Source organism: Marinobacterium sp. xm-d-530 (assembly GCF_013283365.1).
Lineage (GTDB): Bacteria > Pseudomonadota > Gammaproteobacteria > Pseudomonadales > Balneatricaceae > Marinobacterium_E.
Genome location: NZ_WBYM01000002.1, coordinates 1 through 15,808, shown reverse-complemented (window position 1 = coordinate 15,808; position 15,808 = coordinate 1). Strand labels below are relative to the sequence as shown.

Sequence of the window (15,808 nt, the reverse complement as noted above, 5' to 3'; positions counted from 1 at the left end):
ATTATTCTGACCATCTCATATCATTCTGCGTTAAACTTATTCGTAACTTTAGATCTGTATTTGACGATTAATGAATCCATATGAACACGCTCCGATTGGAGTCTTTGATTCAGGAGTGGGCGGGTTAAGTATCTTATCCGCTTGCCTTAACAACCTACCCAATGAGTCCTACCTGTATATCGCTGACAGTGGCTATGCACCCTATGGTGATAAGAGCGATGCAGTGATCCGTGAGAGGGTGGTTCAGATCGTCTCTTACCTCATTGAGAAGGGCGCCAAGGCGATTGTGATCGCGTGTAATACAGCAACCGCTGCTGCTGTTCACGAGTGCAGAGAGCTATTCTCCTTACCGATCATTGGTGTTGAACCCGGACTAAAGCCTGCCATTAAGATGAGTCAGTCAAAACGCGTTGGCGTTCTGGCAACTCAATACACGGTAGAGAGTCAGAAGTTCCAACGATTGGTCTCCCAGCTTAAACAGCAAGCAGAGTCGATTACAGCACTTGGCTGCCCTGGATTGGTCGAATTAATTGAAAACCCAAACACCACCAATCAACAACTCAGCACACTACTAACCACTTATATTGATCAGTTTGAAGCAGCCGATATTGATACCTTAGCGCTTGGATGTACGCATTATGGATTTGTTGAGAAAGAGATCAGCGAGTTGTTCAGTCATCCAGTTAAGGTGATCGACACATCGGAATCGATCGCGCTCGAAGTTAAACGTCGTTTAACTGAACAGAAATTACTCTCTCTCTCCAATCAAGCGGGTAAATTAGAGATACTGACCACAGGACGAGACAGAGAGGCTCTCTCTGAGTTATCTAAACGTTTAATCCAATTTGAGGGGGTCGTCACCCCTGTAGAGGTATCCAAGTGATTGAGTTTATAAAAAAACTTCTCCGTTCAGACCCTGTTGAAGAGCCGGTGGCTTCGGAGTTTGAATACAAAGGGTTCAAGGTTTCAGTCAAACCGAGAAAAGTGGATGGCGGCTATGGTGTGGGTGGCATGATCTCCAAGGAGATTGATGGCCAATGGTTGGAACAGCCGTTTATTCGTGCTGACAGCATGGCATCAAAAGAGATCTGTGTAGAGGTCACCATGAACAAAGCAAAAATGACGATTGATCAGATGGGGGATGCACTGTTTAGCAAATCTGGCCATCGGTAAGGGCTTCTTCAGATTTTTCAGAGTCAGAGTGTATTACAGAATCATACATCACGACCTGATTTCGGCCTGAGTGTTTGGCTGCGTAAAGTGCTTTGTCACTATCGCTGATCAGCCCCAGCATGATCTCTTTTGTTGTCATTGTGCTGATGCCATCAAAGGTCGCAATTCCGACACTGACGGTTACTCCTAAAGAAAGATCGCTCTCTAAGAAGGTCGTTGATTCAATCACCTCTCTGAATCGCTCGAAAATCGCTTTAGGATCTGATTCAAGCGCCGTACAGCAGACAACAAACTCTTCACCGCCGTATCGTGACACTAGATCATAGGGTCTAAATGTCTCTTTCATTCGATCAGCAAACTCTTTAAGCACTCTGTCGCCAACGGGGTGTCCATAGGTATCGTTTACCCGTTTAAAAAAGTCGATATCGCAAATGGCCAGTGCTAATGGCTCACCGGTTCGTTTAGTTCGTTCAATTTCATTATCAAGATGCTCGATCAGAGAGGCGCGATTTTGCAAACCGGTCAGCTCATCATGCTCTGCCTTGTAGGCGAGCATCTCATTGGCAATATTGAGTCGATTTTGCAGCTCTAAAGTTCGTAAACCAACGCCCAGTCGTGCGCGCAACTCAACGGGTTTAGTAGGTTTGCTGATGTAGTCGTTAGCTCCGGCTTGCAGTGCAGTTGCCAAGTGCTCTTGATCGGAGTGTGCAGTGACCAACACAATGTAGGGTGGGTCATTACTCTCAAGCGCTCTGATTTTACGACAAAGCTCTATGCCATCCAGATTGGGCATCTCCCAATCAAGAACGAGCATACGTGGAGGTTCTGCTTCTGTTGTCAGAATTTCAAATGCCTCTTCACCATCCTGCGCGGTCATTACGTCAAAGCCCCAACCCTCAAGTTGGCGCTCCATCAGCATTCTTAAGACTTTATCGTCGTCGGCAATCAGTACTTTCATAATCTCTGTTAATAGATTGAATTTCATTCAGTGTAGCAGGGCATTCAGAAAGTACAGAAAATATTAAAAAATCTTTTATATTAGTTTTGCCTAATATATTATTACCGGAACTTAACCCTTATAAACGAATAGAGTGTTTGATATGCAGATCAGAAAGGCCGTTAACCTAGCAGTGACCGCGTGCACCCTAGTGACAACCATTTCACTAACGCAACTGGCTTCAGCCCAAGAGCTAGCGTTTACTGAGACCAAAATTATTCAGCAACCGATCAAGGTCGAATTCGACGGGACTGTGGAAGCGGTTAATCGAGCTATTGTTGCCGCACAAACTTCTGGTCGAATTCTAGAATTACCTTTTGATTATGGCGATTTTGTTGAGCAGGGCAGTGTGATAGCTCGCCTAACACAGAGTGAACAGCGCGCAGGGCTGGATGCTGCAAGAGCTTCTCTCAATGAAGCACAAACCGCTTTTGATGAAGCTACTCGTCAATTGGATCGTTTAACCGCACTGTTTGAGCGCAAATTGGTCGCGATCGCGCCTGTAGACAGCGCTCGCCAACAACGTGATGCAGCCAAAGCAAGACTCGATGCAGCAAAAGCTCAGGTTTCTAATGCCCGTGCTCGTTTTGATTACACTGAGGTAATCGCGCCCTATTCAGGTGTAGTGGTTAACAAGCTAGTTTCTGAAGGGGAGACGGTACAACCAGGTACACCATTGATAGAGGGGATTGCACTGGATAGATTACGTGTTCGAGTTCAAATCCCGCAAGCCAACCTGGTCGATGCCAAACAGAGTCAGTTTGTTAATGTTGTGTTGGGTGATCAGGTTGTAGAACCTGTCGATCAACGCTTAATTCCGACAGCCGATCCACTAAGTCATACCTTTACACTGCTTCTAACGTTACCAGCGGGTGACCCTGCTCAAATGCCGCTTCCAGGTGAGTTAGCACGTGTTCAATTTACCATTGATGAAGAGCCTGTGCTGACTCTGCCTAAGTCATCTATAGCGACTCGTGGTGAAGTGGAAGGTGTTTATGTGGCTTCAGGCGATTCAGCTCTCCAATTTAGATACATCAGAACCGGTCAAACTGCTGGTGAACAGGTAGAAATTATCTCTGGTCTCGCAGAGGGCGAAACCGTAGCACTTGATCCTATTAAAGCGGCCTCAATTTATAAGGAGGCGAATCGTGCAGAGTAATGACACTCAAACACTGGGCATATCGGGACGAATTGCCAAGAGTTTTTTAACGACTGAAATTACCCCGCTACTGGCGATCGTGGGTCTTCTGCTAGGTCTTTTTGCCGCGCTGGTGACACCGCGTGAGGAGGAACCACAGATCAACGTCACCTTTGCCAACGTGATGATTCCTTTTCCAGGCGCAAGTGTTGCTGAAGTAGAGTCGCTTATCACCACATCTGCAGAGCAGGTGGTGTCAGAGATCAGTGGCGTCAAAAACATCTACTCTGTTTCCAGCCCAGGCATGGCGCTGTTGACGGTTCGTTTTGAGGTCGGCGAGCCAAGAACCGATGCGATTGTCCGTCTCTATAACGCCTTCTACTCGAACAGAGATATCTTCCCGCCGAATATGGGTATTGGTGAACCGGTCATCAAACCTAAGGGCATTGATGATGTACCAGTTCTAGCTGCGACCTTATGGAGTCGTGATGAATCAGTTAGCAGTGCCGATCTATTGAACGTCGCTCATACGATTCAGTCTGAGCTTCAGCGAGTTGAAGGAACCCGCGATATCACTGTGATTGGCGGCGCTAACCGTGCCATTCAGATCGACTTCGATCCAGTCAAGATGGCGGCACTCTCGGTTACTTTGGATGATGTTCGCGCTAAGTTGCAATACGCTAATGTGACAGCCGATACTGGTGATCGCGTCAAAGCGAACAGCGCCATTCGAGTTCAAGCAGGTCAACTACTTCAGGATGTCTCAGAGGTTAAAAACCTAGTGATAAGCGTTCGAAATGGCGCACCGGTTTACCTTCGCGACATTGCTAATATCTACGATGCTCCAGAACAACCGAATCAATACGTCTCTTTTGGTACTGGGCAGGCTGCAGCAGATCAGACTGCATTGACCCCTGCAATCACCATTGCGGTGGCAAAGAAACCGGGTGAAAACGCGGTTGAAGTCGCGGATGCATTGATCAAACGATTTGATGCGATTCAAGGCATCTATGTACCAGATAATATTGATACAACCATTACACGTAACTATGGTGAAACGGCGGATGACAAGGCTCAAACGCTGATCAAAAAACTGATCTTCGCTACGTTGTCTGTCATTGTCCTAGTGCTGTTTGCACTGGGTGTTCGTGAAGCAATAGTAGTAGGTATCGCGGTCATCGTAACCTTGGCTATTACACTCTTTGCCTCTTGGGCTTGGGGCTTTACACTCAACCGTGTCTCGCTGTTTGCGTTGATCTTCTCGATCGGTATTCTGGTCGACGATGCAATCGTGGTGGTAGAGAACATTCACCGACACATGTCGATGGGGGTCAAATCACTTCGCGAAGCAATCCCACTTGCAGTCGATGAAGTAGGCGGCCCAACCATTTTGGCTACGTTTACCGTTATAGCAGCGCTGCTTCCAATGGCATTTGTCAGCGGTCTGATGGGGCCATACATGTTGCCCATTCCGATCAACGCCTCAACTGGCATGTTGATCTCATTGGCTGTCGCGTTCATTTTGACCCCTTGGCTCTTTTTAAAGCTGTTTAGACGTCATGTTGAATCAGCTCATTCAGCGGAGAATAGCCACTCTGAAGCGCGCTTCAAAGGTCTATTCGTGAAACTACTCACGCCGATGCTGCGTCAAGGAAAAGGAGCATTGAATCGTTACCTTCTACTGGTTTCGATACTGGCGATGATCGGTGGTTCCGTTTACTTGGTGGTTAATCAATCGGTTATTCTGAAAATGCTACCGTTCGATAACAAGAGTGAATTCCAAGTCATTGTTGATATGCCAGAGGGAACCTCTCTAGAGCAGACTCAACGTGTCTTGACTGAGTTGGCAGATGATCTACAGGCACTTCCTGAGCTGAAAGATTTCCAAATCTACTCGGGTTCTGCTTCGCCAATTAACTTTAATGGCTTGGTTCGACAGTACTACTTACGTTCGGCACCTCATATGGGTGACATTCAAGTCAACCTAAGTGATAAGGCGTTGCGTGATCGTAAGAGTCACGAAATAGCACTTGAAGCACGCGCTCTGCTTGCCGACACGGCTAAGCAATTCAACGCCAACGTGAAGGTCGTTGAGATGCCGCCAGGGCCTCCGGTTATGGCACCTCTAGTGGCAGAGATCTATGGTCTGGATAAGCAGGGTCAAATTGACCTAGCCAAACAAGTTCGCGCGCAATTTGAGTCTACCGAAGGGGTAGTCGATGTCGATGACAGCATTGAAGCCCAACAGACTAAAGAGATCTTCACGATTGATCGCGTTCGTGCCGCGCACTTTGGTGTAGCAGATGCGACCATTGTTGCGGCACTAAACAGTGCGATCCGCGGTGAAAGCCTGGGATACCTGCATGATGACCACTCACGTGTTCCCGTGCCACTAACACTACAACTGGGTGAACAAGATAAAGCCAATATCGCTAAGATTGAGTCTATTCAGGTTCGTTCGAATAAAGGTACCTTGGTCTCTTTAGCGGATGTCACTCAGCGTATCGATACACAAGTAGAACAGAGTGTGTATCACAAGGATCTACTGCCTGTTGTTTATGTTACGGGTGACGTAGCAGGTGCTACTGACAGCCCGCTTTATGGTCTATTTGAGATTGAATCGAAGCTGGATGAGGTCGTACCAAGCGGCAACCCAATTGATCGTTTCTTCTTCTCAGAACCCTCAGACCCGTATGAGTGGAGCTTGAAGTGGGATGGCGAATGGCAGATCACGTTTGAAACCTTCCGTGATATGGGCATTGCCTACTCAGTCGGTCTGATCATGATCTATCTACTGGTTGTCGCTCAGTTCCGTTCGTACGGTATTCCATTAATCATCATGGCACCAATTCCATTGACGATTATCGGTATCATGCCGGGCCACGCGATACTTGGGCAGCAGTTCACAGCGCCCTCTATGATCGGCATGATCGCACTCGCTGGTATCATTGTCCGTAACTCGATACTGCTGGTGGACTTTATTCAGCAGCAGGTGAGGGAGGGTATGAACTTCCAAGAAGCGACGATTAATGCGGCTGCAGTTCGTTCGTTACCGATTGCACTAACGGCAGTAGCTGCAATGATGGGTGGTTTCTTCATCATCGACGATCCAATCTTTGGTGGCCTAGCGGTATCGTTGATCTTCGGTTTGATGATCTCAACTATCCTGACCCTAGTGGTTATTCCGGTGGTCTACTACCACTACCACTGGAAGAAACACGCTTAATTGATGTTTAATTTGAAAACCCGGCTTTTGCCGGGTTTTTTATTTTTGCAAAAGTTGGCATACCTTTTGCTTTATCCAAGCAATGACACCAACAATAAAAAGGGGATTGGTATGCAACTTTCACAAAACGATTCAAATTACTTAGCAAGCTTCGAACTAGAAACGCTGATGATGGACGCTAAGGATCTTAAAGAAGCCATGTCTAAAGAGATCGCTATTCTTAGTGATAAGGGTAACTACTCGTTAAGAGCCATTAAACGAAGCTCACTGCGCTTACTAGCTTATCAAACAGCTTTGCATAGCCAACAAAATTCGATAGAACGATATGCACGTGTTCATGCACCACTATTAGTGCATTAAGTTTGGTTGGCAATTAACGACCCTTCTCTGCCATTTCCGGGATTACCATAAATGGCTAGTTTTGGCCCTTTCCGGACCTTCAATTTATTCAATCAAAGAGGCTTTGAATGACAAAATTTTGAGAAAGGTGGACTCCCACATTTTATGGCTGATACGTTATACATCTAGTTTGGTAAGTTACGAATTCCACTTTTGATTAGGCGATAGCTGTTCCTCATTTCTAATTCTTCATGAATCAACTAGGGGTAGTAGCCTGAAGTTCAATTCTGTTGACTCGTTGAATCTCTGTTTTAATCGCAGTTTAAAGCGCATCATCATATTTTGGTGCTTCAACTTTAAACCACAATGCATACATAGCTGGGACAAACAGCAGTGTTATAAATGTCCCCATCATAACCCCGCCAATTAATACATAGGCCAGAGGTCCCCAGAATAGGTCGAATGTAAGCGGGATAAAAGCGAAGATGGCCGCGAGTGCTGTCAGAATTAGGGGGCGAGCTCGTGAGACGGTTGCCTCGATGATCGCCTTGCCTGCTGCCAACCCTTCTTCTAAATTATCCTGTACCTGCTGAGTCAGGATCATGGTGTTACGCATCAAAATACCGCCTAGTCCGATCAAGCCTAACAGGGCGGTAAAGCCAAAGGGTTGGTCAAATATAAAGAGTGCAACAGCAGCACCAATTAACCCGAGCGGTGCAGTAAAAAACACCATGAAGGTTCCAGAGAACGATCGCATTTGTAGCATAATAAATATCAGCATTAATGCGAGCATCAGCGGTTGCAGCTTCTGGATAGACTGATCGGCTTTGCCGGATTGCTCTACTGATCCCCCAATATCAATTCGATAGCCGGCCGGCAAATCATCTCTAATCTGCTGCATCGTATCCCAAATTGCTTTAGTGACATCAGGCGGCTGCGCCCCCTCGACATCGGCATGCACGGCTAGAAAGGGTTCGCGATTGTAGCGTTTGATAACAGGTTCTTCGTATTGAATGGTGAGTTTGCCCAACTGCCTAACCGGAATTTTCTTTCCATCCTGAGTCTTGATTTCTAACTGTTCGGGTAAGAGTATAGTGTCGCGTGAACTACGCGCGACCACTTGAACACTTCTTATATCCTGTCGTACCTCGGCAACTTCGACTCCGTTTAGTTGAAACTGAAGTTGCTGTGACACGTCGTTAGGTGTGAGTCCCATTAATAGAAGTCGCTCTAGATCCATATCAAGATGGAAGCTTGGAGCACGCTCATCCCACTCTAGGTGCGGAATTACAGTGTGTGGGTTAGATGCGATTTTATCTCTGACTTTATAGGCAATGTCGCGCAATATCTGTTGATCAGGACCTACGACACGGAAGCTGACAGGCCAGACAACCGGTGGCCCGAACAGCAGGCTTGTTACACGGATTCGAGCTTCTGGAAACTCGCCGTTGGCAATTCTCTGCTTAAGTGCGGCCATGATTCTATCGCGTCCTGCTGCATCATCACCTATTGCGATAATCTTAGCGAAGGATGGATCAGGTTGCTCAGGGTTTGCTGAAATGAAGAATCGTGGAGCTCCCGCCCCGATGTAAGAGGAGAGGCTCTTAACCTCCGGTAGCTCAGATAACGCACTCTCTAATTTTTGTACTGTAGCATCCGTTGTTTTAATTGAACTGCCTTGAGGTAGATAGACTGAAACCAATACCTCGGGTCGGTCAGAACTTGGGAAGAACTGTTTATCAACAAGTATCGCCATCACAGCTGCGCTCATAACAAGCGCTGCAACGGTAACTAGAATAACTGTCTTACGAAAGCGTACACAGTAAGTGATGATTGCCCGTAGTTTAGTGTAAATCGGGGTTTGATAGAGGCTCGCTGCATCGTGTTTCTGATAGTTAGGGAGTAACTTCACCCCGAGGTAGGGCATAAAGGTGACGGCGACGACCCAAGATATCAGCAGTGAAAATGCCAGTACCCAGAAAATGTTGCCGGCGTATTCTCCGACTCCCGATTGAGCAAAACCGATAGGGACAAAGCCAGCAGTCGTAACTAGGGTCCCAAAGAGCATAGGGGCTGCGGTAACATTCCATGCATGGCTTGCAGCACGAATTCGATCCCAGCCCTCTTCCATTTTTACGATCATCATCTCTATGGAGATAATTGCATCGTCGACTAGCAGTCCCAAGGCGATAATCAACGCACCAAGTGTGACCCTGTCGAGGTTGATATCAACCATTTTCATGATGAGGAACGTCAGACCGATAGTGATCGGTATTGCGATGCCGACAACAAGACCTGCTCGGAAGCCAATAGCGATGACAGTGACCGCCATCACCACAAGTACAGCCACTAGAAATTTTACCTGGAAAAGGTCAACAGCCTGGCTTATGGCATCCGTTTGGTTGGTGAGCACCTGTAGCGAAACACCTAAAGGAAGGTTGGAGCGCTCTTTATCGAGAAAGTTTGCGAGGCTTTCACCAAAGGCCAAGCCATTTTCACCTTTGTTCATGACCACGCCTAACAGAATCGCATCTTCGCTATTGGCCCGCACTAGATAGGTTGGCGGATCTTCATATCCACGACTCACCTCTGCGATGTCGGAGAGGCGTATCAATGCATTACCAACTCTGAGCGGTAGGTCTGCTAGCTTGTCTGGGTCGCTTAAATCAGAGTGTGTACGAAGATAGGCACGCGGCCCGTTTAGGTCCAAAGAACCCTCAGGAATGAGTGTGTTACTTGCATCGATCGCTGCAAAAATCTGTTCGGGCGTTACTCCTAGGTTATTTAAACGGTCCATATCGAAATCGATAAACACACGTTCAGGTCGATCACCAAGTATCATCGCCTTTTGAACGGCTGGGAGCTGTTGTAACCGATCCCTGATTGTCTCAGCTTCCCGACTAAGATCCCTCATAGGCATGCCGGGAGCTGTTAGAGCTATAAGGGAGAAGTACACATCGGAGAAATCATCGTTTACTATCGGCCCTATGACACCTGAGGGTAGGTTGTGCGCCTCATCCTGCATTCTTTTTCGTACTTGATAGAAAAGATCAGGCACAACTTCACTAGGTGAGAAATCCTCAAACTCTATCTGTAAGTCTGCTCGACCAGGTCTAACCGTGGTCTCGATCTTACTTAAGTATTCGACCTCTTGGATTCGCTTCTCCAAGCGGTCGACGACTTGATTTTGTAAAACCTCAGGTTCAGCTCCTGGCCATACAACGGAGACAACCATAACCCGCACTGTGAAAGCCGGATCTTCTGCGCGCCCCAAAGAGAAGAATGCAAAAACACCAGCCAGGACAGAAAGTATTATAAAAAACAGAGTAATTGAGCGTTCACGTACAGCAAGCGCTGAGAGGTTGGGGAAACTCATCGCGCCTGCTCCCTAACCGCCATTCCAGGTTCCAATAGATGGGTGCCAACGGCAATGACGCGACTTTCGCTGTTTAGTGGCGCGCGAATAGTCGCATACTCTAATTTCAATTCCAGTACTTCAACTGAGACTGGTTGAGCTGTATTGCCTACAACCTGCCAAATCTGAGGGCCCTGGTTGCGTTCATCAAGCGCGCCCAGGGGAACCTCGAAGGTGACATCTGATGTGTTACGGTTAAGCGCAACCTGCACAACAGTCCCTATGTTCAACGCCTCTGTCACGGCTTCTATTCTGTACCTAGCTTTCCAGCTTCTACTCTCTGGGTCTGCTGCACCAGCTACCTCACGTAGACGAAGCGGCAAATCTTGCTCTTGTAGCTTTAATACACCTGATTCTGGAGCTTGGTTGCCGTCGGATAGGAACACTTCGACCTCTAGATCACCATCTTCTACGAGGAGTGCCACAGGTTGCCCCACTCCAACAACCATTCCCGGTTCACCTGTAACCTCGGCTAATACACCGGATTTATCTGCACGTAGCTCAGCATAACTAAGCCCGTTTTGGGCTTGAGATAATACAGCTTTGGCGGAATCACGACGGCTTTCCGCGTTCTGTAGTGCGAGCTCAAATGCTTCTAGAGTTTGTCGGCTAACAAAGTTGCGTTCAATTAACTGGCGTTGACGGTCGAGCTCATTTTGAGCGATCGCGAGGGCGACCTGTGCAGTTCGAAGTTCCGCTTTGGCAACTTGCATAGTAGCCTCTAAGTCACGTTTATCGAGTTCAAAAAGCAGAGCGCCACTCGCTACCTTCTGACCAGCATCCACCTCTCGCTTGAGAATGCGCCCAGAAACCTGAAAAGAGACAGGAGTCTCATAATGCCCTCTAATGGTTCCCGATGCTCTGATTTCGTCGTGGTCGTCCGTCTTAACCGCCACCGTGCGTACCCAAGGTGCATCGGTCGTTGGCGTTTCAGTTGGAGTGGTGTCGCCACAGCCGACGAGAAGAAGGGCTAGTATAAGCGGCGGCAGAACCTTGCGCATATTTGCTATTCTCATTTGATTAATATTTACTGTACGGTATCGTACATTAAGTTATTCGGAAAATAAATTGATTACCAATAGTCGAGTCGGCCGGCCTTTAGATCACTCCAAAGATACAGCGATTCTTGATGCAGCCTGCGCTCTTATGTTCGCTAAGGGGCCAGCTAAGATGTCAATGGAAGCGATAGCTCGGCAAGCAGGTGTGTCGAAAGTAACGCTTTATAAGCGCTTCGCGGACATAGAAACATTAATTGATGCCGTGATACAACAGCTGTCGCAAAGGATAAACGGCACGTTGACAGTGTCACCGAATGACTATAAAGATTGTCACCATGCTTTATCAGAGTTTGGATTATTGCTCCTTAATTTTATCGTCAGTCATGAGCACATGAATCTGATGAGAATGATGGCATCTATCTCCGAGGAGCATACGCAGATACTCCATAATATCTACAGTGGCGGAGTGATGGCCGCGCACCAAGCGTTAAGCGAATGGTTGACGCTGAAACACAAGGAAGGTTTGATCAACTGCGCGGATCCCGACTTCGGAGCAGAGATGTTTCTCAGTATGATTACTGGATTAGATATCGTGCGGGCGTTTCATCGTATACCTCCGCGTAGCGTCGAAGGGGAAACCAGATTACATGTAGAGAAGGTAGTGAGCTCTTTTTTGAAGCTCTGGCAATTGGAATAGATTCTTTGGAAGTAGCGGTATATCACAGCGATATACTATCACTGTCCAGCAGATCAGAAGACCAAGCTCAGAATTGAAAATAGCCCAATTTTGGGTATACGGATTTAATGGTTGATGGGGCACCTTCACCCCATCAATCTGATACCACCCTCAGATGGTTGATAGATCGACTCCGTAGTTGAGTTCCTCTGCGAAGTCCGGCAGTCCGTAACCGATGGTTTTCTTGTAGAAAGGAGAGACCTTCGCAGTCGGTGCCTTCTTCTTGTGCTTCGTGGTGTAGAGCATTCGTGCCCGCATCACCTCGAAGGAGTAACCGCGCCCTTCACGGTTCTTGTCCTTGGCCAGTCGGTTGATGGACTCCGTGTAAGCGTTGGTGACGGGCATGTCCGTCTCGAAGTAGGTCATGGTCTCTTCGCGCCAGTTTCCCACTGCCCTGACCAGATCGCTCCAGACTTCCTTTTGGCCCTTCGGGATGGTGGCTATCCACTCGTCCAGGGCGGCTTCTGCCTGGAGCCGTGTGGTGGCGTCCCAGATGCCGTAGAAGCGCTCCTTGTGCTCGTAGGCGGCCAGCAGTTGCGGGAACGCGCCTGTCCAGGTCTCCATGATGAGGCGCTCCCGGTCTGAGACTTCGTGAGCGCGTTTCAGCAGGATTTTCCGGTCTCCCTTGAGAGTCCGGCTCTGGGACGGTTTCAGCTCCTTTCTGAGGCCCTTGCGCACTTTCTCTAGGGCATCGTTGGCCATGCGCACCACATGGAACTTATCGACCACGATACGGGCCTGGGGCAGCACAGCCTTGACCGCTGCCCGGTAGGGGTTCCACATGTCCATGCTGACGATCTCGACCTTCTGCCGGTCTTTCAGCTTCATCAGGTAGTTGGTCACCACGTCCTGGCGGCGGGTGGCCAGCAGGTCGAGCAGGGTTCGCTCCTCAATGTTGGTCAGAATGCAGCGGTAGCGCTTGTTCAGGTATAGCTCGTCAATGCCCAGGATGCGGGGCGTCTCGAAGCGGTGCCAGCGCCCCAGGAACTCGGCGCGGGCGTTGAAGATGTCGCGCACCGTCTTCTCGTCCAGGCCGGTCTGTGCCGCCACAAAGGTGTAGGGGTGGTTGAAGGATTCCTTCTCCACGTACTCATGCAGCCGCAGTGTCATACGGAATCCGTCCACCATCTCCGGTAGCTGGGGCCTGAATGTTGTCTTGCAGGCCCGGCAGGTGTATCGGCGGCGGACCACCCAGAGAGTGACCCGCTTGCCGTGGATGGGCAGATCACGATAGGGAACGTCACGCTTGCCGAACCGTACGAGCTCACCCTGCACGCCGCATTCCTCGCAGGCGATGGGATCGGGCACGTCCACCTGGAAGTGCATTTCGTCGTCGGTTGATTTGCAGCCCAGTACTTGGTATTGCGGCAGGTGAAGGATGTTGTCGGGAAGTTCGGTCATGGTGTTGTATAGGCGTAGGTGTCAGTCAGATCCATCCGGCTCGGCATTGGTGTTTGCTTTTTTACCCAACAAGCTGCTGGAAACGAAAAGTAAGGCACCGAGGACAATTGCAATATCAGCCAGGTTGAAGGCCGGCCAATGCCAGTCTCGCCAATAGAAATCAAAGGAATCCACAACATAGCCGCGAAAGACCCGGTCAATCAGGTTGCCCATGGCGCCACCGAGGATAAGACTGTAAGCGATGGCTTCTCCTTTATGACGATTTTCAAGGATCAGCTTGATCAGAAAAATCGTGACCACTACCGCGATTCCGATAAAAAAGTAGCGCTGCCAGCCTCCACCATTCGCAAAAAGACTGAATGCGGCACCGGTGTTCCATAGGTGCACCCAGTTAAAGAACGGGGTCACCGAAACATACTCGCCATAGGCCATTGATTGCTGCACCAGCCACTTTACAGCCTGATCAGACGCTGCCAGCAGGCCCGATATGGACAATAGGGCATACGGCGAGAGCTTTTTGCCAATAATGAGCATTATTTAACCCTTCAACGCCAAAATGCGTCTGGCACCGTTAAGTACAATGCCCCCCGCGATGGTGCCGATAATCAGATCCGGATAATTGGAACCGGTCCACGCGACCAGGGCGCCGGCGGTGATGACCCCCAGGTTGATCACCACGTCGTTGGCCGAGAATATCCAGCTTGCCTTCATGTGCGCCCCGCCTTCCCGATGTTTGGATATGAGCAGCAGACAACTGGTATTGGCAATCAATGCGACGAATGCGATAGCCATCATCACCAGCGATTCAGGCTCACTACCGAATACAAAGCGTCTCACCACCTCTACGAGCACGCCCACAGCCAAGATCAGTTGCAGTACACCAGCAAGATGCGCGGCACGTACCTGCATTTTCACGCTATGTCCAACCGCATAAAGGGCAAGCCCGTACACCGCCGCATCGGCAAAATTGTCCAGGGATTCTCCAATCAGGCCGGTGGACCGGGCGATCAGACCGGCAGTCATTTCCACCACGAACAGAAGTGCATTGATGCCGAGCAACCAGCGCAGGGTCCCGGATTCTTGCTTAGCAGATGCTGCCGAAAACTCGGCGGCCTTGATGGTCTCCGGATTTGCAGCGACGGTTTCCTGAAGCGAGGCGCCTAGCCCCAAGGTCTTCAGTTTCGAGGTAACGGGCTCGACCTCGCCGTCATGCACGACCTTCAGCCGGCGGTTCGACAAGTCGAAGGACAGCGCCCGAATCTCCTCAAAGCCGTTCAGGGCTAGGCGAATCATTCGTTCTTCTGATGGACAGTCCATCTTCGGCACGGCATAAACACTGACCCATCTCCCTGGCGCCTCGGAGGAGGCCTGTATATCGGTATCCGCTGCGGACGTTGCATCACCGCCACAGGCGCCACCACAGGATTTGCTCATGATACGACTCCACTTGAACAATGTTGTGGTACCATTTAAAACTATAAAGCTACTATAAGGTCAATAGAGTAAAGAATCCGTTGGGGAGGAGGCTGATGCGCATTGGTCAGTTGGCGCAGTTGGTAGGGGTCGAAACACAGACGATCCGCTTCTATGAACAGCAGGGCTTGTTGCCGCCGCCTGATCGGCAGGACAACGGTTACCGTGTCTATACCGAGAAGCATGGTGAGGGGCTGGCCTTCATCCGTCGCTGCAGAATCCTGGGCCTGTCACTGGCTGAGATTCACGAACTACAGAGCTATCAGGACGACCCTCATCAGCCTTGTACCGCCGTCAACACCTTGCTCGATGATCACATCTCTCATGTGCGGTCGCAGATAACCGCTCTGCAAGCGCTTGAGAAACAACTCGTTTCACTGAGAGCGAGTTGCAACGATGACCGGGAAGTTGAGGCGTGTGGGGTTCTTGCTGGAATTAGCGAAGGAAACATGCACCAGCAGTAGGTGAAGCATCAACCAGATAATCCGATGAGATGCCGGTCTGTCTCACTCTCATGCAAAGGTAAGATCAACCATTTAATCCGCTTACCCTAAATTTTAATGGGAACTTATTGTGCTCGAATCCACACTTCCACCCCGGCGTCGCTACACGCCAGAAATGAAGCTTGAGATAGTCCAGGAAGCTATTCCGGGAACTTTGCCCTTCCGCTTGACAAGCGTCATGTCCGCTTCAGGGAAAATACCTTCGATCTTTACATTGGATTAACGTCAGGAATGTGCGCTTAACCGCCATCTGGCGTTCCGTTGCAAATGACGCCTAAGTGCTGACCTCTCCCCCAAAAACTAGACCATGACCTCGATGAGATTTCCATTTAACCTAAAGGGATGGAGATCTCGATATGAAGAAGCGTTACACCGAAGAACAGATCATTAAGGCGATCAAAGAGCATGA

General features: G+C 49.1%; 13 protein-coding genes. 7 read left to right on the top strand and 6 right to left on the bottom strand.

Going from position 1 to position 15,808, the window contains the following annotated elements:
• Positions 1-70 precede the first annotated feature (70 nt).
• Positions 71-883 carry a glutamate racemase gene (murI, locus tag XMD530_RS03420; protein WP_173480910.1) on the top strand — a complete coding sequence of 271 codons (813 nt, stop codon included), beginning with the start codon at positions 71-73 and terminating at the stop codon, positions 881-883.
• Positions 880-1,173: an HlyU family transcriptional regulator gene (locus tag XMD530_RS03415; RefSeq protein ID WP_173480911.1), complete on the top strand. Its 294-nt coding sequence runs from the start codon at positions 880-882 to the stop codon at positions 1,171-1,173. The genes murI and XMD530_RS03415 overlap by 4 nt, the downstream gene beginning before the upstream one ends.
• On the opposite strand, the gene XMD530_RS03410 is transcribed toward XMD530_RS03415, so the two are convergent.
• Entirely contained in the window at positions 1,151-2,131 is a 981-nt protein-coding gene (locus XMD530_RS03410) for a diguanylate cyclase (RefSeq protein ID WP_173488875.1), read from the bottom strand. The genes XMD530_RS03415 and XMD530_RS03410 overlap by 23 nt on opposite strands.
• Positions 2,132-2,273: 142 nt before the next feature.
• Between XMD530_RS03410 and XMD530_RS03405 the strand changes: the two genes are divergently transcribed.
• The 3 genes from XMD530_RS03405 (at position 2,274) to XMD530_RS03395 (ending at position 6,894) form a co-directional block, all read left to right on the top strand.
• On the top strand, positions 2,274-3,329 hold the full coding sequence (locus XMD530_RS03405; protein ID WP_173480913.1) for an efflux RND transporter periplasmic adaptor subunit: 1,056 nt from the start codon (positions 2,274-2,276) through the stop codon (positions 3,327-3,329).
• On the top strand, positions 3,319-6,534 hold the full coding sequence (locus tag XMD530_RS03400) for an efflux RND transporter permease subunit (RefSeq protein WP_173506732.1): 3,216 nt from the start codon (positions 3,319-3,321) through the stop codon (positions 6,532-6,534). The genes XMD530_RS03405 and XMD530_RS03400 overlap by 11 nt, the downstream gene beginning before the upstream one ends.
• Positions 6,535-6,645: 111 nt before the next feature.
• A complete protein-coding gene (locus XMD530_RS03395; RefSeq protein WP_173480915.1) occupies positions 6,646-6,894 on the top strand; it encodes a hypothetical protein in 249 nt (82 codons plus the stop codon).
• 301 nt (positions 6,895-7,195) lie between these two features.
• Here the strand turns inward: XMD530_RS03395 and XMD530_RS03390 are convergent, their stop codons facing one another.
• A complete protein-coding gene (locus tag XMD530_RS03390) occupies positions 7,196-10,249 on the bottom strand; it encodes an efflux RND transporter permease subunit (RefSeq protein ID WP_173480189.1) in 3,054 nt (1,017 codons plus the stop codon).
• Complete coding sequence (locus XMD530_RS03385) at positions 10,246-11,289, bottom strand: efflux RND transporter periplasmic adaptor subunit (RefSeq protein ID WP_173506731.1); 1,044 nt, start codon at positions 11,287-11,289, stop codon at positions 10,246-10,248. Before XMD530_RS03385 ends, XMD530_RS03390 begins: the two co-directional genes overlap by 4 nt.
• 67 nt (positions 11,290-11,356) lie before the next feature.
• On the opposite strand from XMD530_RS03385, the gene XMD530_RS03380 reads away from it, so the two are divergent.
• Positions 11,357-11,983 (top strand): TetR/AcrR family transcriptional regulator, encoded by a 627-nt coding sequence (locus tag XMD530_RS03380; RefSeq protein WP_173482550.1) that lies wholly within the window; start codon positions 11,357-11,359, stop codon positions 11,981-11,983.
• A gap of 150 nt (positions 11,984-12,133) precedes the next feature.
• Here the strand turns inward: XMD530_RS03380 and XMD530_RS03375 are convergent, their stop codons facing one another.
• From XMD530_RS03375 to XMD530_RS03365, 3 genes are read right to left on the bottom strand one after another with little or no spacing between them, the layout of a single operon-like run.
• The gene (locus XMD530_RS03375; protein WP_010548535.1) at positions 12,134-13,423 is read right to left on the bottom strand and encodes an ISL3-like element ISPpu12 family transposase; all 1,290 of its coding nucleotides are present in this window, start codon (positions 13,421-13,423) and stop codon (positions 12,134-12,136) included.
• Between the two features lie 21 nt (positions 13,424-13,444).
• Positions 13,445-13,957: a signal peptidase II gene (gene lspA / locus XMD530_RS03370; protein WP_173480186.1), complete on the bottom strand. Its 513-nt coding sequence runs from the start codon at positions 13,955-13,957 to the stop codon at positions 13,445-13,447.
• Between the two features lie 3 nt (positions 13,958-13,960).
• Positions 13,961-14,857, bottom strand: coding sequence for a cation transporter (locus tag XMD530_RS03365; protein WP_004364974.1), 897 nt, complete (start codon positions 14,855-14,857; stop codon positions 13,961-13,963).
• A gap of 95 nt (positions 14,858-14,952) precedes the next feature.
• Between XMD530_RS03365 and cadR the strand changes: the two genes are divergently transcribed.
• Positions 14,953-15,360: a Cd(II)/Pb(II)-responsive transcriptional regulator gene (gene cadR, locus XMD530_RS03360; RefSeq protein ID WP_007148576.1), complete on the top strand. Its 408-nt coding sequence runs from the start codon at positions 14,953-14,955 to the stop codon at positions 15,358-15,360.
• Positions 15,361-15,808 lie beyond the last annotated feature (448 nt).